Here is an 18,950-nt window from a genome sequence, read left to right as displayed (position 1 = left end):
CCCGAACGAGCCGCGCCCCCCTCACGGCATCACCGCCAGCACCAGATACGCCGCGAACAACGCCAGATGCACCCCGCCCTGCTGCAGCGTCGCCCGCCCGTGCGTCACCGTCAGCGTCCCCACCAGCACCGTCATCGTCAGCAGCACCAACTGGCTGCTCCCCAGCCCCAGGTGCAGCGGCCCCGCCAGCCAGATCGACGCGATCGCCACCGTCGGGATCGTCAGCCCGATACTCGCGATCGCCGACCCGAACGCCAGGTTCAGGCTCGTCTGCACCCGGTCCCGGCCCGCCTCCCGCACCGCCGCGATCGACTCCGGCAGCAGCACCAGCAGCGCGATCGCCGCACCCACCGCGGAGCGCGGCAGCCCCGCCGCGTCCAGCCCGTCCTCGATCGCGGGCGACACCCCCTTCGCCAGCCCCACCACACACACCAGCGCCAGCAGCAGCAGCCCGAGACCCAGCCACGCCGTACCCTTCGACGGCCGGTGCGCCGGGTCGTCCAGGTCGTCGATCACCTCGCCGCCCGGCGTCACCGGCAGGAACTTCTCCCGGTGCCGCACCGTCTGCGTCGCCACGAAGATCCCGTACAGCGCGATCGACGCCAGCGCCGCGAACGCCAACTGGGGCGTCGCGAACACCGGCCCCGGCTCGCTCGTCGTGAACGTCGGCAGCACCAGACTCAGCCCCGCCAGCGTCGTCACCGTCGCCAACTGTGTCCCCGTACCCTCCGCGCTGAAAAACGCCTCCCCGCGGCGCAGCGCGACCAGCAGCAGACTGAGGCCGACGATCCCGTTGCACGTGATCATCACCGCGGCGAACACCGTGTCCCGGGCCAGCGCGTTCGACTTCTCGCCCCCGTCGACCATCATCGTGACGATCAGCGCCACCTCGATGATCGTCACCGCCACCGCCAGCACCAGCGCCCCGTACGGCTGCCCGATCCGCTCCGCGACCACCTCCGCGTGATGCACAGCGGCCAGCACCGCGGTGATGAGGAAGAAGCAGACGACACCCGTCATGACGCCCGAGAGCGAACGCTGCCACGTGAAGACGAGCACCACCGCGGCCGCCAGCGGCACGACGACCGACCAGTGGATGCGCCGGGAAGCCGTGCGGACGGTCATGTTCCGACACTGGCACGCGGCACTCGCCCCTGCTCATCATGCGCGGCCGGACGGCGTTCCCGTACGCCCCGGGCATTCCCGGCCCGTACGCCCCGGGCGCTCCCGTCCGTACGCCCCCTGTGCCCCCGGCCCGCTACGCCCCCGCCGCCGCCAGCCGGTGCTCCTGCGGGCTCACCCCGTGCACCCGCTTGAACGCCGTACTCAGCGCAAACGGGCTCCCATACCCCACCCGCCGCGCCACCGCACCCACCGTCGCGTCCGGCTCCCGCAGCAGATCCGCCGCCAACGCCAGCCGCCACCCCGTCAGATACGTCATCGGCGGCTCCCCCACCAGCTCCGCGAACCGCCGCGCCAGCGCCGCCCGCGACACCCCCGCCCGCACCGCCAGTTCCGCCACCGTCCACGGATGCGCCGGATTGTTGTGCAGCAGCTTCAGCGCCCGGCCCACCACCGGATCGCCCTGCGCCCGGTACCAGCCGGGCGCCCGCGCCTCCGGCCGCGCGAACCACGCCCGCAGCGCCGCCACCACCAGCAGATCCAGCAGCCGGTCAAGCACCACCTCCTGCGCCGGGTCGTCCCGCGCGATCTCCTCCCCCAGCAGCGGCAGTAGCGGGCAGTCCCACGTGTCCCGGCGCAGCACCACCAGCCGCGGCAGCGCGTCCAGCAGCCGGGCGCCGATCTCGCCGGTGTTCTCGTACGAGCCGATGAGCATCATCGCCGAACCCTCGCCGCTGTGCCCCCAGGTCCGTACCCCGAGATCCATCTCGCCGGCGAGACTCTGCCCGTCCGGCGTCTCGCACCGCCCGCCGGGATGGATCAGCGCCTGCGGCTCGGTGGCCGGATCGTCGGAGAAGACATAGGGATCCGGGCCGCGCATGATCGCGATCTCGCCCTCCTCCACCCGCACCGGCTCCGCGTCGTCGTACGTCACCCACGCCGTGCCCCGCGCCTGCGCCACGATGCACAACGGCGCCCGGTCCACGATCCGCACCGCCCACGGCGGCTCCAGGATCGCGCGCATCATGAACGCGCCGTGCGCGCGCGGGCTGTCGAGGAGTCCGGCAATCGAATCCATACGCCTCAGCGTAGACGCTCACGTATGCGAGCGAGTCTTTGAAGCATGGAGCGTCCAGCCGCACGCCGCTTCACTGTCCCTATGACACACAACGAGCAGAACACCCACCTCATCATCGGCGGCACCGGCAAGACCGGCCGCCACGTCGCGCGGACCCTCACCGCCCGCGGCCACGCCGTACGCGCCGTCTCCCGCCGCAGCGACACCCCCTTCGACTGGCACGCCCCCGACACCTTCACCCCCGCCCTCCGCGGCGTCCGCACCGCCTACCTCACCTACGCCCCCGACCTCGCCGACCCCGCCGCCGCCCCCGCCATCCGCGCCTTCACCGAGACGGCCGTACGCGCCGGCGTCCAGCGCCTCGTCCTCCTCTCCGGCCGCGGCGAACCCGAATGCCACCCCAGCGAGGACGCCGTCAAGGAATCCGGCGCCCAGTGGACCATCGTCCGCTGCGCCTGGTTCATGCAGAACTTCGACGAGGACTTCCTCCTGGAACCCGTACTCTCCGGCGAACTCGTCCTCCCCGCCGCCGACGTCCAAGAGCCCTTCCTCGACACCCGCGACATCGCCGACGTCGTGGTCGCGGCCCTCACCGAAGACGGGCACAGTGAGACCACATACGAACTGAGCGGGCCCCGGCTGCTCACGTTCGGCGAAGCCGTCGCCGAGATCAGCAAAGCCACGGGGCGGGACGTGCGCTACGTGCCCGTCACCCCCGGACAATTCCGCGAGGTCGCCGCGGGACACCTGGCGCCCGAACTCGTCGAGATCTTCGTCGAACTCTTCACCCGCATACTCGACGGCCGCAACGCCCACCTCACCGACGGCGTCCAGAAGGCCCTGGGACGCGCCCCCCGCGACTTCACCGACTTCGTGCGCGAAGCCGCCGGGAGAGGAGCCTGGAATGTCTGACTTCCGCACCGCCGCGCTCTTCGCGGCCGTCCTCACCACGGGACTGAGCGCCGGCCTCTTCTACGTCTGGTCGTACTCCGTGATGCCCGGCCTCGCCCGCGCCTCCGACCGCACCTTCGCCGAAAGCTTCCAGCAGATGAACCGGGCCATGATGAACGGCTGGTTCGCCCTCACCTTCGGCGGCGCCTTCGTCCTCCTCCTGCTCGCCGGCGGACTGCTCCTCGGCGCCGACGGCGACCAGCGGTCCAAGCCGCTCCCCTGGCTCATCGCCGCGCTCGTCCTCTACGTCGCCATGCTGGCCATCACCTTCGCCATCAACGTGCCGATGAACAACGAACTCGACGCCGCCGGAGCTGTCGACCAGATCAAGGACCTGGCCGGGCTGCGCGAGCGGGTGGAGGACAGGTGGGTGCGCTGGAACAACGTCCGCTCCGTCGTCATGGTGCTCTCCTTCGGCAGCGTGAGCTGGGCGCTGCTGCAGTACGGACGCGCCACCGGCAAGGGATAGCCGGGTGGCGGGACGAGGCCGGCACCGGGGGCACGGGGCTCCGGGGCCGGCCTTCGTCATGCGCGGGGTGCGGTGCGGCGGCGGGGCCGGGGTGCGGGGCGTTGCGGTACGGAAGGGGGCGTACCCGCATACAGGGAAAGCCCCCGGCGGGGCCGCCTCCGTGTGAACTGGGGAGTATCACGGGGCGGCACCCGCGGGGGGCCGGGGGACGGGGGATGGATCAGGGGTGGAGAGGGGCGTACGGATCAGCCCGTGGCTCAGTCGTCGGAGCCGTCGTCACCGGAGTCGTCGCCCCGGTCGTCGCTGTCGTCGTCCTGGCCGTCGTCGCTGTCGTCATCGTCGTCACCGTCGTCCGACTGACCGTCGTCGTCCCCGCGGTCCGCGACGATGTCACCGCTGGCGGCGTCGACGTTCACCTCGTACCACTTGCCGTCCTCGCCGAGGACCTCGATCTCCCACTTGCCGGCCTCACTCTTGCCGTCGTCGTCCGCGGCGTCGAACTCGGCGGAACCCACCGTCCCGGCGTGCTCCTGCAGCGCCGCCGCGATCGCGTCGTCCACGCTCACCTTCGCCGCGGCGAGCGCCTCCGCCTCGGCCCGGTCGTCGTCTCGGCCGTCGTCGTCCCGGTCGTCCCGGCCGTCGTCGTCCCGGTCGTCCCGGCCGTCGTCGTCCCGGGCGTCGTCCTTGCCGTTGTCGTCGCCCACCTGCACGTCCGCAGGCACCGAGGCGGCGTCCGCCCCGCTGTCGCCGCCGTTCGAGGCCGCGAACGCGGTCACCGTGCCGCCGGTGATCAGAGCGGCCGACGCGACGGCGGCGATGACGATGTTGCGCTTCATGAGGGTTCCTCCTGCTGTCGACGGCCCGTGCCGCTGTCTGCTGACAGGGACCAAGCTGCCTGAGCGACCCTGAAGGCATCCTGAAGGCACCTGAACGGTTCTTCAGGTTCGGTTTGCGACCCTTAGGGGCATGCGACTGCTGATCGTCGAGGACGAGCGACGCCTCGCCACCTCCCTCGCCCGCGGGCTCGCCGCCGAGGGCTTCGCCGTGGACGTCGTCCACGACGGCGTCGAGGGCCTGCACCGGGCCACCGAGACCGACTACGACCTCATCGTCCTCGACATCATGCTGCCCGGCCTCAACGGCTACCGCGTCTGCGCCGCCCTCCGCGCCGCCGGCGACGAGACCCCCATCCTCATGCTCACCGCGAAGGACGGCGAGTACGACGAAGCCGAGGGCCTCGACACCGGCGCCGACGACTACCTCACCAAGCCCTTCAGCTACGTCGTCCTCCTCGCCCGCGTACGCGCCCTGCTGCGCCGCCGCGGCCGCACCGCCGCCCCCGTCCTGCGCGTCGGCGCCCTCGCCGTCGACCCCGCCGCGCGCCGGGTCCACGTCGGCGACACCGAGGTGACGCTGACGACCAAGGAGTTCGCGGTCCTCGAAGTGCTGGCGCAGCGCGCCGGGGAGGTCGTCGCCAAGTCCGAGATCCTCGACCACGTCTGGGACTTCGCGTACGACGGCGACCCCAACATCGTCGAGGTCTACGTCAGCGCCCTGCGCCGCAAACTCGGCGCCCGCACCATCCAGACCGTACGCGGCGCCGGCTACCGCCTCGCCGACCCCGACCCCGACCCCGACGTCGGCGGCAGCGCCCGTGCGTAGCCCCTTCTCCTCCGTACGCGCCAAGGCCGCGGTCGGCGCGACGGCCGTCGTCGCCCTGGCGCTCATCGCCGCCGGGGTCGTCGTCCTGCTCGTACTCCGCTCCAACCTGCAGGACCAGGCCCAACTTCGCGCCGAGGTCGACGCGCGCCGCATCGCGACGGAACTGAGCAACGGCATCCCCCTCGCCGACCTCGACCTCCCCGACGACAACCCCACGGTCGTACGCGACGACAGGGACCAGATCGTGCTCGCCAGCGAGGAACTGGGCGACATCACCGGCGCCGGCGACGGCCCCACGGAACCGCCGCCCGCCAGCCGCACGGAGAGCCCGCCACCGCCGAGTCCTTCGCCGACACCGACACCGACACCGACGCCGACACCGACACCGACGCCCACGCCGAGCCCGACGGGGGACTCGGACGACTCCGACGACTCCGGGGACGACAACGGCGGGGACCGCGACGACGACGCGGACGACGACGCCGAGGACGCGGCGGACGACGCCGCGGACGCCGCAGACGACGCGAACTCCGATGACTCGGCCGACGACTCCGACGACGACTCCGGGGACTCCGGGGACGACGACCCGGCGCCGCGCCGCGGCGAGGTCGAGGACGACGCGGAGGACCGCACCGGCACGGCCGTACTCGACGGCGAACGCGCCGATTACCGCCTGGCCGGCCTCAAGGTCACCTCCCCCGACGGCCAGACCTACACCGTCTGGGCCGGCGTCCCCCTCGACACCGAGCAGAACGCCGTCGGCACCGTCGGCCGCGCCATGCTCGCCGGGCTGGTGCCGCTGCTCGCCGTGGTGGCCGGGGTGACCTCGCTGGTCACGCGGCGCGCGCTGCGCCCAGTCGAGGGCATCCGCGGCGAGATGGCCGCGATCACCGCCTCCACGGACCTCTCCCGCCGGGTGCCGGAGCCTGCCACCCACGACGAGGTCGCCCGGCTGGCCCGTACCACCAACGAAACCCTGACCGCGCTGGAGAAATCCGTCGAACGCCAGCGCCGCTTCGTCGCCGACGCCTCCCATGAGCTGCGCAGCCCCATCGCCTCGCTCCGCACCCAACTGGAGGTCGCCGCCGCACACCCCGAACTCCTCGACCTGGACGGCGCGGTGGCGGACACCGTACGGCTCCAGCACCTCGCCGCCGACCTGCTGCTGCTGGCCCGGCTGGACGCCGGAGAGGAGCCTTTGGGCAAGCCGGTCGCGCTGGGCGCGCTGGTACGGGAGACTGTGGAACGCCGCAGCGCGGAGGGCCAGGAGAGCGCTGGTCCGGGGCGCGGGGTGGCGGTCGTGGCCGGGGAACTGGCGGACGCGACGGTGGCCGGCTCACGCAGCCAACTGGAGCGCGTCCTCGGCAACCTGCTGAACAACGCGGTACGGCACGCCGCCGACCGGGTCGACGTCAGCGTGCGCCGCGAGGGGGCGTGGGCGGTGCTGGAGGTCGCGGACGACGGCGCGGGCGTGCCGGCGGCGGACCGGGAGCGGATCTTCGAGCGGTTCGTGCGCCTTGATGACGCCCGTAGCCGCGACGAGGGCGGCGCGGGCCTGGGCCTGGCGATCGTCCGGGACGTGGTCGTACGCCACGGGGGGGCGATCGGCGTCGGCGAGGCGGCGGGCGGCGGGGCGCTGTTCACCGTACGGCTGCCGCTGAGCGGATCGACGGCCGGCGACTGACGACTCAGGGGTTAACGGCGCGGTGGTAACGGCCCAGGGTTGACAATTGACGGATGACAGATTTCAAAGTCTGTCATCCGTCAATTGGCAGGTGTCAGGCGTCACACGCCAACCAGCCGAGCGGGGCGCCGAATTCGTGCAAACCTTCCGCGCCCCGTCTGCGTCTTCTCCAGTGCACCGGCCGGTGTCCGCCCGTACGCACCGGTCGGTGCTCCGCTCAGTCCCGCCGGTCAGGCCCGCAGGCGGGCCATCCACGCCTCGACCTCGTCCGCCTGCCGCGGCAGCCCGTCCGACAGGTTCCGGCAGCCGTCCTCCGTCACCAGGATGTCGTCCTCGATCCGCACGCCGATGCCCCGGTACTCCTCCGGCACCGTCAGGTCGTCCGCCTGGAAGTACAGCCCCGGCTCCACCGTCAGGCACATCCCCGGCCGCAGCGTGCCGCCCACGTACTCCTCGGTGCGGGCCGCGGCGCAGTCGTGGACGTCGATGCCGAGCATGTGCCCCGTGCCGTGCAGCGTCCAGCGCCGCTGGAGCCCCAGCTCCAGCACCTTGTCCACGTCCTCGACCTGGAGCAGCCCCCACTCGATGAGCCTCGCCGCCAGCACCCGCTGCGCCGCGTCGTGGAAGTCGCGGTACGCCGCCCCCGGCCGGACGGCGGCGATGCCCGCCTCCTGCGCCTCGTACACGGCGTCGTAGATCCGCCGCTGCAGCGGCGTGAACGTGCCGTCGATGGGGAGGGTGCGGGTGACGTCGGCGGTGTAGAGGTTGCGGGTCTCGACGCCGGCGTCGAGCAGGAGCAGCTCGCCGGAGCGGACGGCGCCGTCGTTGCGTACCCAGTGCAGCGTCGTGGCGTTCGGTCCTGAGGCGCAGATGGAGCTGTAGCCGACGTCGTTGCCCTCGACGCGCGCGCGGAGGAAGAACGTGCCCTCGATGTAGCGCTCGCTGGTGGCCTCGGCCCGGTCGAGGATCTTCACGACGTCCTCGAAGCCGCGCGCGGTCGACTCGCAGGCGTACTCCAGCTCCGCGATCTCGAACCCGTCCTTGACGAGCCGCATCTCGGAGAGGAAGACGCGGAACTCCTCGTCCCGCTCCTTGGTGACCTTGTCGTCGAGCGCCTTGTCGACGGCGGCGTCGTAGCCGCGCAGCAGCCGTACGGGGCCGGTGGCCTCCGCGAGGTGCTCGGTCAGCTTGCGGACGTCCTTGACGGGGAGGCCGAGCAGCTTCTCGTTCTCGGTGAGGCTGTTGCGCCGGCCGACCCACAGTTCGCCCTGGCCGGAGAGCCAGAACTCGCCGTTGGTGCGGTCGGAGCGCGGCAGCAGGTACGCGGTCGCCTCGTGTCCCGGGGTGCCGTCGCCGGTGGTGACGGGCTCCAGGACGAGCACGCCGTCCTCGGTCTGGTCGCCGGTGAGGTAGGCGTAGTCGGAGGAGGGCCGGAAGGGGTATTCGGTGTCGTTGGCCCGGACCTTGAGGTTGCCGGCGGGGATGACGAGGCGTTCGCCGGGGAAGCGCGCGGAGAGCGCGGCGCGGCGCTCCGCGGCGTACGGGGCCTGGGGGAGGAGCTGGAGGTCGTGGCGTTCGGTGTCGGCCCAGCCGGACTTCATGTTCTCGGCGAGCTCGTCGGAGAGGGCCCCGTACAGGCCGTTCTTGCGCTGCTTGACGGGCTTCTCCTCGGCGCCCTCCGCGCCCTCGGCGCCCTCCGCGCCCTCGGCGCCCTCGGCGCCCTCCGCGCCCTCGGCGCCTTCCGCGGTCGCTCCGGGCGCGCTCTCCGCGGGTTCCGCGGTCTCCGCGGTCTCGGGCGTCCGGGTCTGCGGCTGCTCCTGGGTCACGGCTTCCTCCTCTGCGATGCGTCGGCCGCTCCCAGCGTACGGCCGGGGGCGCGCCGCGAAGACCCTGCGAGCAGTGACGTTTCGAACGACGGGGGCCGAGCCGCCGTCCTGCGGGCGGCCGGCCGGTGGCCCGGGGGCGGCCGGTGGCCCGGGGGCGGTCAGCCGGTGAGCTGTACGGCGAGCAGGACGACGTCCTCCGGGTGGTCTGCGCCGTTGTGGGGACCGGCGGGGAGCAGGCGGGCGAGGACGTGGTCGGTGAGCGCTTCCGGGTCGTCGCGTACGGGTGCGGGGGCGGTGGCGGCGGCGTGGTGGAGGCGGGTCATGGCCTGGTCGGTGGGCCGGCCGGTGCGGTGGAGGAGGCCGTCGGTGTAGAGGAGGACGGTTTCTCCTGGCGCCGGGTCGATGGTGACGCTGGGCGCTTCCCAGCAGGTGAGCATGCCCAGCGGCGCGGACAGGGTGGTCTCGGCGTACTCGGTGCGCCAGGGGCCCGTGACGAGCGGCGGGCAGTGTCCGGCGCCGGCGACGACGATGCTGCGGCGGCCGGGCGGGGCGTAGGCGAAGAGGGCGGTGGCGCGGCGGCCGGGTTCGGTGAGCCGCATGAGGAGTTCGAGGTCGGAGAGGACGGCGACGGGGTCTTCGCCTTCCATGACGGCGTACGCGCGCAGCCCGGCGCGCAACTGGCCCATGGCGGCGACGGCGGCGGGTCCGCCGCCGCCCGCGGAGCCGACGGCGAGGCCGAGGGCGCCGTCGGGGAGGGGGAGGACGTCGTAGAAGTCGCCGCCGCCGAGGGGTCCCGTGCGGTGCCGGACGGCGACGCGGGCGCCGGGGACTCGGGGGAGGCGGGCGGGGAGGAGGGCGGCGCGGACGCCGTCGGCGGCGGTGCGGGCGCGGGTGAGGTCGAGGAGCCGGGCGAGGTGGTCGCCGGCGTGGCGGGTGTAGAGGCCGGCGATGCGGCGCTGCCGGTCGGTGGGGCGGGCGGGTCCGTCGTAGAGCCACTCGACGGCGCCGAGGAGGGCGGGGGGTGCGGCGGCCGCGGGGGCGGGGTGGGTGCCGGTGCGGTAGGCGGCTGGGCCGGCCGGTGCGGGTCCCGGTGTCTCCGGGTGTACGGGGCCGGGGGTGCCCCCGGGCTGTCCCGGCAGCGGCTGTCCGGCGTGCGGGTGCGGGTGCGGGTGGGGCCGGCCCGGCGCCGGGGGCCCGGGGGCCGGGGGCCCGGGGGCCGGTGGCCGGGGGGCCGCGGGTCCGTGGTCGGGGTGGCCGGCGTGGTCGGCTTGCGCGGGTCGGGGCGCCGCGGGTCCCTGCGGCCCGTAGCCGGCGTGCCCCGCTCCCGCGTGCCCCGCTCCCGCGTGCCCCGCTCCCGGGTGTGCCGCCCCCGGATGGCCCGCGCCCGGGTGCCCGGCTCCCGGGTGTGTCCGCTGTCCGGTTCCCGTCTGGCCCGGTTGTGCCATGCCCCTCTGGTCCGGCTGTCCCGGCCCCGGGTGTCCCTGTCCCGTCGCCGCGCCCCCCGCAGACCCCCCGTCGCTCCCCGGCCCCGCCGCGCCCGGAGCCCGCGCGGCCCCCGTCCCGGGCCTCGTCGCCGCCTCTGCCCCGGCGCCCGTGGCCGCGAGCGGTACCGCGTAGCCCGCCCCGTAGCCGAGGCGCATGGCGACGTCGCGGTGGCGGGGGTGGAGGTCGGGTTCTGCGGCGAGGTCGGGGCGGCAGACGTCGGCGGGGCGGGTGGCGGCGGGGGCGTCGAGGATGCGCCCGTACGACGTGGACGCGCGTGGCACCGTCTCCATGGCGCCGAGTTCCGCGGCGCCGATGCCGTAGCCGACGCGGGCGTCGGGGCCGCGGCCGTCGGCGGGTTGCAGGACGGCGAAGCCTCGGCGCGCGCCGAGCAGTTCCGCGCCGGCGCGCAGGATCTCGTGCAGCGCCTGTTCCAATTCGGTGGTGCGGGCGAGGCGTCCGGTGAGTTCGTGGAGTGCGGTGAGGTCGCCGGCCCAGGCGGAGAGGCGGTCGTACGAGGCCGCGGGGGACTCGGCGGGGTGGGCGATAGCGGGTCGCAGCAGCCGCTGCAGCTCAATTCCGGCCACATTCGGGAACGGTGGGGTGCTCACCGTCGGCGGCTTTCGCGCAGGGGTTCCGCACCCGCGGCCCGCGTTCCGGCGCGGCCCGTCCGTACGGGCCTGACCGGCACAGGCATCGCGCTCAACAGCATTGCAGACCCCCATCTCATGCTGTACCACTCGCAATAGATCCACATTTACACGGACTGGTGATGCGATGTCCAGTGTTGTCGGCCCGGGTATGGTGGTGTCTGCGGGGCATCTGAGTTTGGCCGAAAACCGATGGGTGCTCTGTTCAACTGCGGTCGACTGGATTTCGACACGGAGGTCCCCACACAAGCCGGCAACGGCAGGAACCCGCCCAGGCGGCAGTGCGTCCTAGAGATACAGAGCCCGGGCCCCGCCGACGCGTGGCGCGCCATCGCACGACCGACGCACGCACCCACGCACCGAAGCAGCGCACCGATGCAGCACAGACACCGCACCGAGACCGCAGTGACTGTATGACCCTCGCAAGGTGAATCGGCCAGCAGACCCTGGTGCCACGGAAGGATGAGCGCTTATGCGCGAATATCCCGGAAAGCGGCGCAGGCGTAACGGGCAGCGGGCGCTGCCGGACGCGGCGCTGACGTTCGCTTCGCAGTGGCAGTGGCCCGTCGTACCCGGAGCGGGCCTGGAACCGCAGCGGCGCAGCCGCCGGGACCGGACGCAGAACAGGACACAGGAGACGACCGCCCAGCCGCGTGACCGCGGCTGCGCGTGCCCCTATGCGGAGTGCGCCGCACCCGGCGCGCATCCCTACGACCCCGGCGTGCTCGCCGCGACGACGGATCCGCGCATGGTGCGCTGGTGGTGGGAGCGGCAGCCGGACGCGCCGGTGCTGCTCGCCACCGGCGGCCGCGCGCCGAGCGCGGTGAGCCTGCCCGCGGTGACCGCGGCGCGGGCGCTGGCCCGGCTGGACCGGCTCGGTGTGCGTACGGGCCCGGTGGTGGCCACGCCGGAGCGCTGGGCGCTGCTGGTGGCCGGCTACGGCTACGAGGAGCTGGGCGAGCTGCTCGGCGAGCTCGGCTGGGTGCCGGCGTCGCTGGGCTTCCACGGCGAGGGCGGCTATCTGGCGCTGCCGCCGTCGCAGACGGGCGCGGGCCGCGTCCGCTGGGAGCGGGCGCCGCGGCCGGCGCCGGACGGCGGGGCGCCGTGGCTGCCGCCGGTGGCGTCGGTGGTCGACGTCCTGGTGGCGGCGGTGGCGGCGGCCCCGGGCGGCGGCAGCAGGTTCGTCGGCTGAACGGGCGCGCATCCGCCGGGCCCGGCGGGGCGTACGAGAGGTGGAGCGGTGCGTACGGGCAGGCATGCCGCAAGGCGGTCCGTACGCGCCGCCTGCCTGCCCCGCGCCGCCGAAATGGCGCTGTGTCCCCGCCTTCGGGGCTTCGCGGTGCGGGGGGAAAAGACCCTGCGCCGTCCCGTGTCCCGGCATGTAAAGACCCGGCCGCTGGCGACGGGGGATGCACCAGCGACCGGGCTACAAGCGACGGTAACAACACTTTGGCGTTTCGCAAATTCGAACGTGGTAATTCCCGTCAAATGATGGACCCGTCATACCGCACGGTATGCCGCTGATCAGCTCAGCGTCACCTGGCGGTTGGCGAGTCCGCCGCGGGCCTTGCGTTCCGTCCCCGTCAGCGGCTCGGTGACGGCCAGCGCCTCCGCCAGCCGCTCCCCGAACTCCGCGGCGGGCTTCTCGCAGTCCTCCGCGGTCATCGACGACGGCAGGTCCCACACCGGCACCACGAGCCCGTGCGCGCGGAACGAGCCGACGAGCCGGGTGTCCTCCGCGAGCTGGGAGTGGCCGGCGGCGTGCAGCCGGGCGAGGGCGTCGAGGAGCTTCTCCTCGGGGTGGGGCATGACCCAGCGCAGGTGGTTCTTCTCCGGCGCCTCGCACCAGTACGCGGCCTCGACGCCGTCGAGGCGGGCGGTGGGGATGGCGGCGGCGTTGGCCCGTTCCAGGGAGGCGGCGACCTCGCCGGACGCCGACTCGGCGTCGTCCAGCCAGAACTCGAACCCGTCGTGCACCACGGGCCGGAGCGCCGCGGAGGTGTCGAGGAGGTCCTGGAGCCGCGGGCCTTCGCCGGTGCCGGTGGGCGCGGCGGGTTCGACGGGGGAGCCGGGGGTGGCGGTCAGCGCGCGGGTGAGGACGTCGGCGAGGTCGCGGCTGATGTCGCCGGAGGCGGTGTCGTTCTGCAGCCCGAGGAGCACCGTGCCGTCGTCGCGGCGCAGCGCGGGCCAGGCCATGGGCAGCACGGTGGCGAGGGTGAGCGACGGTACGTCGTCGGGGAGGCCGGCGGCGAGGGTGAGTTCCGCGGTGCCGGCGGGGACGAGTTCGCGCAGTGCCACCCAGTCGCACTCGCCGGGCAGTCCCTCGAAGGGCCGGCGGACCAGCTCGGTGACGGCCTGCGCGGCGGCGCGGCCGTGGCATGCCTTGTACCGCCGGCCTGAGCCGCACGGGCAGGGCTCGCGGGCGCCGACGACGGGGATGTCGCCGTCGGGCACGGGGGCGGGCTGGGATGCCTTCGTACGGGGGCGGCGCTTCTTCGCCATGGCTGGAATGCTCCGTTCGGGGCGCGGACGGTGTCACGTACCGCCGGAGCCTAGTCCCAGCGCGGGGTCCCCGGGCGCACCGCCCGGGGGCGGTCCCGGGGCCGGGGCGGAGCCGGTGGGGCGTCGGCGCGGGATCCGGGCGGGTCCGGCGCGGGTCCGGCCCCAGGGTCGGCGCGGGTTCAGTGCGGGGGCTGCGCCGGTTCAGCGGCCGGGCAGGGAGGCCCAGACCGTGACCTCGCCGAGGGGGCCCGCGTCGTAGCGCACGCCCCAGTCGCAGGCGAGGGAGGAGATGATGGCCAGCCCGCGGCCGCCCTTGGCGGTGACCGAGGGTGTGGCGGGAAGTGGTCGGGTGGGTCCGCCACCGTCCGTGACGGCGACGGTGACGCGGCCGTCCGGATCGACGTGCCAGTCTGCCCGTACGCGCGTGTCCGCGGTACCGGGGCCGGGGGCGGCGGGCGCCTCCTCCGCGGCCGGGGCGGCGGGCGCGGCGTCCGCGCCGGGCGCCGGGTCCTGGCCCCGCCCGGCGGCGGGGCGGGGGTCCGTCCGGCCGGGTACGAGAACTTCCGCGTCCGCGGTCGCCGCCTCCGTGGCCAGCGGTCTGGCGTGCCTGCACGCGTTGCTGAGCAGCTCGGACAGGACGAGCACGGCGTCGTCCACGGTCGCCTCCGCGGTGCCCCGGGCGCGCAGGTCCGCGCGCAACCGACGGCGCGCGAGCCCCACCCCGTCCGGGCCGTGGGGAACGGCCATGGACGAAGCCGGCGCCTGCTGTGCCACCACGAACATCACCACCCCCAGCGATCTCCTCGCCCCGCAACAGGGAGTCAATGCCCCCGCGGGGTGGATCGGAAACCGGCCAACCGCCGACCGTTGATGGACTCGTTACGTAACCGAACGCAGTGCGCGCGCCGCTGTACTACGTGTAGTCACGCATCGCCGGTCGGCGGTGTGTCGTAGCCGATGCGGTCCAGTTGGGCGCGGACCTGGCGGGGGCGGTTGGTGATGACGGCCTCGACGCCCAGGCGGGCGCACAGGGCGACGTCCTCGGGTTCGTCGACGGTCCACACGTGGACGCGGTGGCCGGCGCGGTGGAGGCGGGCGACGTAGCCGGGGTTGCTGCGGACGATGCGCACGCTCGGGCCCGCGATGCCGACGCCGCGGGGCAGCCGGCCGTCGCGGAAGCGGGGGAGGAGGAACTGCATGAGGAAGACGGTGGGGACGGCGGGCGCGGCGGCGTGGACGCGGTGCAGGGAGCGGGCGGAGAAGCTCATCACCCGGACGAGGGAGGGCTCGCCGCCGTCCTCGTGAGGGCCGGGCGCGGTAAGGGATGCGGCGCCCTTGACGGGCGGGGCGGCCGGGCCCGCGAGGCCGAAGCGGCGCAGCAGTTCGACCAGTTTCTCTTCCACCTGGCCGGCCCAGCGGGTGGGGTGCTTGGTCTCGATGGCGAGCTCCACCCGGCGGCCGGCGTCGGTCACCAGCTCCAGCAGGCGTTCCAGGGTGAGTACCGAGGTACGTTCCCAGTCGGGCTCCTCCGGTGTCTCGCGCTGGCGCCGGCCGATCTCGTCGCGGCGGGCCTCGCGGGCCTTCCAGGAGCCGAAGTCGAGGGCGGCGAGGTCGGCGAGCTCCAAAGCGGAGACGGCGCCGCGGCCGTCGGAGGTACGGTTGACGCGCCTGTCGTGGACACAGACGAGATGGCCGTCGGCGGTGAGCCGCACGTCGCACTCCAGGGCGTCGGCGCCTTCCTCGATGGCCCTGCGGTACGCGACGAGCGTGTGCTCCGGCGCCACCTCGGATGCGCCCCGGTGCGCGACGACGGCGGGGGGACCCGGCTCCGTACGCCCGTATGGCCGATCCGCTGGTGCTTGGCTCACCGGCTCATCGTGCCACCCGGCGCGCCGGGTGGTCCGGCCCTCGTCTGCCACCCAGGGGATGCGCCGGGAATGTCCGAAGTAAAGGATGTCAGCCAAAGACTAGGTGCGGTTTACCGTCCGCTGACAAGCGGTGCGGGACCCTGGTTGGGCGGGTAGGCGCAACTGGCACCTGGCGTGAAACGTGAAGGAGAGAGCTGTGAGCACCGAGAACGACGGCGCGACGCCCCGGCGGCCGGACTTCCCGCCGCCGGACGCGGGAGCGAGGTCTCCGGTCGAGTCTCCTGAGCGCGCGAGCGGCGGAGCCGGCGGCGCCTGGCCGACGGGACCGGAGAGGCCGGGTGGTTCGGACGCTGCCGGCCCTCCGGGTGGCCCGGGTGCCGGGGGGCACGGTGGGGCGCGTACGGAGCAGTTCGCCGCGGTCGGCGCCGCGGGCGGCACGGGCTCCGGCGGCCACACCGGTCCCGCCGGAGGTCAGGCCGGGCCCAGCGGCGCCGCCGGTCCCCCCGGCGGCGCCGGCCCGCAATGGCCCCCGCCCCCGCTGTCGGCGGACACCTCCCCGGCGGGCGCCACACCGGCGAGCCCCGGCCCGGCGGGCTCGCCGCCCCCCACCCAGCCCGGCTGGGGCAGCGCCCCGCCGCCCGGCGGCACCGGCTGGGACTCCGCACCCAGGCCCTCGGGGAACGGCGGCCGGCGCGTGGGCACGGTGGTCACGGCCACCCTCGTCGCCGCGCTGCTCGGCGGTGGCATCGGCGGCGGCATCGGGTACTGGGCGGCCGAGGGCGACGACTCCGGCAGTACGTCCACGACCGTCTCCGGCACGCAGGACGGCCAGAAGATCGAGAACCCGCCCGGTTCCGTCGCCGGCATCGCCGGCAAGGCGCTGCCCAGCGTCGTGACCATCGAGGCCAGCGGCGGCGGCGGTGACGGCGCCTCCGGCGAGGAGGGCGCGGCCACCGGCACCGGCTTCGTCTACGACAAGCAGGGCCACATCCTCACGAACAACCACGTCGTGGCGGGCGCCGAGGGCAGCGGGTCGCTGACGGCGACGTTCTCCAACGGCAAGACGTACGACGCCGAGGTCGTCGGCCAGGCCAGCGGCTACGACGTCGCGGTCATCAAGCTCACCGACGCCTCCGGCGCCAAGCTGGCACCGCTGCCGCTCGGTGACTCCGACAAGGTCGACGTCGGCGACCAGACCATCGCCATCGGCTCGCCGTTCGGCCTGTCGGGCACGGTCACCACCGGCATCGTGAGCGCCAAGAACCGCCCGGTGGCCTCCGGTGACGCGAGCGGCCAGCAGAATTCGTACATGAACGCGCTGCAGACCGACGCCTCCATCAACCCCGGCAACTCCGGCGGCCCGCTGCTGGACCACGACGGGAACGTCATCGGCATCAACTCCGCGATCCGCCCGGCGGACAGCGGCAGCCCGTTCGGCGGCGGCCAGGGCGGCAGCATCGGCCTGGGCTTCGCGATCCCCATCAACCAGGCGGACCGGGTCGCGCAGAACCTCATCGAGACCGGCGAGCCGGTGTACGCGATCATCGGCGTCTCCGTCGACAACTCGTACCAGGGCAAGGGCGCGAAGGTCAGCGAGTCGGGCAGCGACGCGACGGGCGACCCGGTGACGCCGGGCGGTCCCGCGGCCGACGCGGGTCTGCAGCCGGGCGACGTGATCACGAAGCTGGACGACACGATCGTCGACAGCGGACCGACGCTGATCGCCCAACTGTGGGCGCACGAGCCGGGCGACAAGGTGGAGATCACCTACGAACGCGGCGGCGACCAGAAGACGACGCAGCTCACCCTCGGCGAACGCGAGGGCGACGAGGCCTGACGCCCCAGCGCCGGCGCCCCGGCGGCCGGTCACCCCGTGCGGGTGCCCGGCCGCCGGTGTGTGTGTGGGGGGTGAGGGCTGGGGGTTGGGGGCTTCGGCGGTACGGGGCGGGGGGGCACCGGGCTGTGCGCGGCCTGCCGGGACGGGACCGTTTGCGGTCACGGATGGCAGCGGGCGCCCGCGCGGTGCGTAGGGCCCGCGGGGCGGGAGGTCCGGGCCGGGTGCTCGGGGCCGTCCCTCGTCGGCCCCGCCCCTCACCCGGCCCGGACCGGCTCGGCCCGGGGCCCGTCACTGCCCCGGCCGGAACCTCCCCGCACCGGCCCGGCCGCCGAACGGACCCGGCTGCTCGCCGGATCCGGCCGGCCGCCGGACCGCCGGTCAGCCCTTGCGGGCGGCGGCCTCGGCTCGTACCTCCGCCCACGCGGCCTCCTTCAGCGCCATCCGCGCCGACGGCAGCCGGCCGCCCGTCGTCTGCCAGTACGGATGCGTGGACACCCGCACCGACAGCCGCAGCAGTCGCCGCCGCAGGACCGCCGTTTCGCTGGCGCTGTGCCGGGGCTCTTCCGCGAGCCTGCGGTACACCGCGTACCAGTCGCGCTGGGTCTGGACGAGGTCTTCGGGGAAGGTGTGGGTCACGCAGTTATTCTGACACGTGTTCGATTTTCGAGTCACGCGTATTCACCGGATCCCCTCCCGCCACCGCACCGGCGCGCCGCCCCGGCCGACCGAAGACGGCCCGCAGACGGCCCGCGGTGTGCGCGTGTCGCGCGGCGGGCCGCGGCAGAAAACCGTTCGACAGCGCGGGCGTCCGGGGGATGGGATGAGGCGGACCGCAGGCCGGGAGGAGAGTCGTTTGCCGTCCGAGACCACCGCCGGCGCCACCGCAGCCGCGGACAGCCCCGTCGTCACCCCCGTCGTCGCCCCCGCCGTCACCCCCGCCGTCGACGAGGCGCTGGCCAGGCGCCTGCTGGCGGCGCAGTTCCCGCGCTGGGCGCATCTGCCGCTACGCCCCCTGTACCCCGGCGGCTCGGACCACGTGATCTTCCGGCTCGGCGACGCCATGTCCGTACGGCTCCCGCGCGGCGACTGGGCCGCGGGCCAGGCCGAGAAGGAACTCCTCTGGCTGCCCCGCCTCGCCCCGCACCTGCCGCTGGCCGTGCCCGCCCCGCTGGAGGTGGGCGAGCCGGCGTTCGGCTACCCGTGGCACTGGTCGGTGTCCCGCTGGCTCGACGGCCGGACGGCGACCCCCGAAGGACTGGCGGACCCGGTCGAGGCGGCGGCGGACGTGGCGGCGTTCCTGCGCGCGTTGCAGGGCCTCGCGCTGCCGTCCGAGGCGTCGTACGGGCTGCTCTCCCCCGCGGTGCCGCTGGGGGACCGCGACCGTACGACGCGGGCGGCGATCGCGGCGGTGGACGCGGCCGGGGCGTTCGACGCCCGCGCGCTGACGGCGGTGTGGGAGGCGGCCGTCGAGGCGGGGGACCGGGACGGGCCGCCGGTGTGGTTCCACGGCGACATGCACAACGGCAACCTCCTCACCAGCGACGGCCAGTTGAGCGCCGTCCTCGACTTCGGCGGCCTGGGCGTCGGCGACCCGGCCTGCGACCTGGTCATCGCCTGGACCCTGCTGGACGCCGGCCCGCGCGCGGCGTTCCGCGAGGCGCTGGGCGCGGACGACGCGGCGTGGGCGCGGGGGCGGGGCTGGGCGCTGACGACGGCGCTCAGCGCGTACACCGCGTACGCGGCGACGAACCCCCTCGTCGCCCGCAACACGACCCGCCAGATCACCGAAGCCCTGGCGGACACCACGCCGTGACCGCGG

General features: G+C 74.3%; 15 protein-coding genes and 1 pseudogene. 7 read left to right on the top strand and 9 right to left on the bottom strand.

Annotation, left to right across the window (positions count from 1 at the left end; all coding sequences use genetic code 11):
* Nucleotides 1–21: 21 nt before the first annotated feature.
* Together OG946_RS17105 and OG946_RS17100 are read right to left on the bottom strand one after the other, a co-directional pair.
* On the bottom strand, nucleotides 22–1,125 hold the full coding sequence (locus tag OG946_RS17105) for a calcium:proton antiporter (RefSeq protein ID WP_326796954.1): 1,104 nt from the start codon (nucleotides 1,123–1,125) through the stop codon (nucleotides 22–24).
* A gap of 133 nt (nucleotides 1,126–1,258) precedes the next feature.
* Nucleotides 1,259–2,200, bottom strand: a complete 942-nt coding sequence (locus OG946_RS17100) for an AraC family transcriptional regulator (protein ID WP_326796953.1) — start codon at nucleotides 2,198–2,200, stop codon at nucleotides 1,259–1,261.
* A gap of 81 nt (nucleotides 2,201–2,281) precedes the next feature.
* On the opposite strand from OG946_RS17100, the gene OG946_RS17095 reads away from it, so the two are divergent.
* Entirely contained in the window at nucleotides 2,282–3,112 is an 831-nt protein-coding gene (locus tag OG946_RS17095; protein WP_326796952.1) for an NmrA family NAD(P)-binding protein, read from the top strand.
* A complete protein-coding gene (locus tag OG946_RS17090; RefSeq protein WP_101423529.1) occupies nucleotides 3,105–3,620 on the top strand; it encodes an anthrone oxygenase family protein in 516 nt (171 codons plus the stop codon). The genes OG946_RS17095 and OG946_RS17090 overlap by 8 nt, the downstream gene beginning before the upstream one ends.
* A gap of 257 nt (nucleotides 3,621–3,877) precedes the next feature.
* Here OG946_RS17090 and OG946_RS17085 read toward each other — a convergent pair whose 3' ends face one another.
* Nucleotides 3,878–4,456 (bottom strand): PepSY domain-containing protein, encoded by a 579-nt coding sequence (locus OG946_RS17085; protein WP_326796951.1) that lies wholly within the window; start codon nucleotides 4,454–4,456, stop codon nucleotides 3,878–3,880.
* A gap of 130 nt (nucleotides 4,457–4,586) precedes the next feature.
* On the opposite strand from OG946_RS17085, the gene OG946_RS17080 reads away from it, so the two are divergent.
* Nucleotides 4,587–5,282, top strand: a complete 696-nt coding sequence (locus OG946_RS17080) for a response regulator transcription factor (RefSeq protein ID WP_326796950.1) — start codon at nucleotides 4,587–4,589, stop codon at nucleotides 5,280–5,282.
* A 523-nt stretch (nucleotides 5,283–5,805) separates the two neighbouring features.
* A pseudogene (locus OG946_RS17075) lies at nucleotides 5,806–6,966 on the top strand (sensor histidine kinase); the annotation flags it as partial.
* A gap of 230 nt (nucleotides 6,967–7,196) precedes the next feature.
* Here OG946_RS17075 and OG946_RS17070 read toward each other — a convergent pair.
* Together OG946_RS17070 and OG946_RS17065 are read right to left on the bottom strand one after the other, a co-directional pair.
* Nucleotides 7,197–8,792 (bottom strand): aminopeptidase P family protein, encoded by a 1,596-nt coding sequence (locus OG946_RS17070; protein ID WP_326796948.1) that lies wholly within the window; start codon nucleotides 8,790–8,792, stop codon nucleotides 7,197–7,199.
* A gap of 158 nt (nucleotides 8,793–8,950) precedes the next feature.
* The gene (locus OG946_RS17065) at nucleotides 8,951–10,861 is read right to left on the bottom strand and encodes a SpoIIE family protein phosphatase (protein ID WP_442814394.1); all 1,911 of its coding nucleotides are present in this window, start codon (nucleotides 10,859–10,861) and stop codon (nucleotides 8,951–8,953) included.
* Nucleotides 10,862–11,396: 535 nt separating this feature from the next.
* Between OG946_RS17065 and OG946_RS17060 the strand changes: the two genes are divergently transcribed.
* On the top strand, nucleotides 11,397–12,116 hold the full coding sequence (locus OG946_RS17060) for a bifunctional DNA primase/polymerase (RefSeq protein WP_326796947.1): 720 nt from the start codon (nucleotides 11,397–11,399) through the stop codon (nucleotides 12,114–12,116).
* A 332-nt stretch (nucleotides 12,117–12,448) separates the two neighbouring features.
* Here OG946_RS17060 and OG946_RS17055 read toward each other — a convergent pair whose 3' ends face one another.
* The 3 genes from OG946_RS17055 to OG946_RS17045 all read right to left on the bottom strand — a co-directional run bounded on the left by OG946_RS17055 (nucleotide 12,449) and on the right by OG946_RS17045 (nucleotide 15,294).
* Nucleotides 12,449–13,426, bottom strand: a complete 978-nt coding sequence (locus tag OG946_RS17055) for a DUF5926 family protein (RefSeq protein ID WP_326796946.1) — start codon at nucleotides 13,424–13,426, stop codon at nucleotides 12,449–12,451.
* 201 nt (nucleotides 13,427–13,627) lie between these two features.
* Nucleotides 13,628–14,215, bottom strand: a complete 588-nt coding sequence (locus tag OG946_RS17050; protein WP_442814393.1) for an ATP-binding protein — start codon at nucleotides 14,213–14,215, stop codon at nucleotides 13,628–13,630.
* Between the two features lie 134 nt (nucleotides 14,216–14,349).
* Entirely contained in the window at nucleotides 14,350–15,294 is a 945-nt protein-coding gene (locus tag OG946_RS17045; protein ID WP_326796945.1) for a glycerophosphodiester phosphodiesterase family protein, read from the bottom strand.
* Nucleotides 15,295–15,490: 196 nt separating this feature from the next.
* Between OG946_RS17045 and OG946_RS17040 the strand changes: the two genes are divergently transcribed.
* Entirely contained in the window at nucleotides 15,491–17,131 is a 1,641-nt protein-coding gene (locus OG946_RS17040; protein ID WP_326796944.1) for a S1C family serine protease, read from the top strand.
* Nucleotides 17,132–17,509: 378 nt separating this feature from the next.
* Here OG946_RS17040 and OG946_RS17035 read toward each other — a convergent pair whose 3' ends face one another.
* Nucleotides 17,510–17,767 (bottom strand): hypothetical protein, encoded by a 258-nt coding sequence (locus OG946_RS17035; protein ID WP_326796943.1) that lies wholly within the window; start codon nucleotides 17,765–17,767, stop codon nucleotides 17,510–17,512.
* A 217-nt stretch (nucleotides 17,768–17,984) separates the two neighbouring features.
* Between OG946_RS17035 and OG946_RS17030 the strand changes: the two genes are divergently transcribed.
* Nucleotides 17,985–18,944, top strand: coding sequence for an aminoglycoside phosphotransferase family protein (locus OG946_RS17030; protein WP_326796942.1), 960 nt, complete (start codon nucleotides 17,985–17,987; stop codon nucleotides 18,942–18,944).
* Nucleotides 18,945–18,950 lie beyond the last annotated feature (6 nt).

The sequence above is a fragment of the Streptomyces sp. NBC_01808 genome, assembly GCF_035917395.1.
Lineage (GTDB): Bacteria > Actinomycetota > Actinomycetes > Streptomycetales > Streptomycetaceae > Streptomyces.
Note: the sequence above shows the minus strand (reverse complement) of the source record. Positions and strands in the feature narration are given on the sequence as shown.

Excerpts from the sequence above, each read along its gene's own strand:
- OG946_RS17060 (WP_326796947.1), top strand. The coding sequence starts at position 11,397 with ATGCGCGAATATCCCGGAAAGCGGCGCAGGCGTAACGGGCAGCGGGCG.
- OG946_RS17095 (WP_326796952.1), top strand. The coding sequence starts at position 2,282 with ATGACACACAACGAGCAGAACACCCACCTCATCATCGGCGGCACCGGC.
- OG946_RS17055 (WP_326796946.1), bottom strand. The coding sequence starts at position 13,426 with ATGGCGAAGAAGCGCCGCCCCCGTACGAAGGCATCCCAGCCCGCCCCC.
- OG946_RS17085 (WP_326796951.1), bottom strand. The coding sequence starts at position 4,456 with ATGAAGCGCAACATCGTCATCGCCGCCGTCGCGTCGGCCGCTCTGATC.
- OG946_RS17105 (WP_326796954.1), bottom strand. The coding sequence starts at position 1,125 with ATGACCGTCCGCACGGCTTCCCGGCGCATCCACTGGTCGGTCGTCGTG.
- OG946_RS17100 (WP_326796953.1), bottom strand. The coding sequence starts at position 2,200 with ATGGATTCGATTGCCGGACTCCTCGACAGCCCGCGCGCGCACGGCGCG.
- OG946_RS17090 (WP_101423529.1), top strand. The coding sequence starts at position 3,105 with ATGTCTGACTTCCGCACCGCCGCGCTCTTCGCGGCCGTCCTCACCACG.
- OG946_RS17080 (WP_326796950.1), top strand. The coding sequence starts at position 4,587 with ATGCGACTGCTGATCGTCGAGGACGAGCGACGCCTCGCCACCTCCCTC.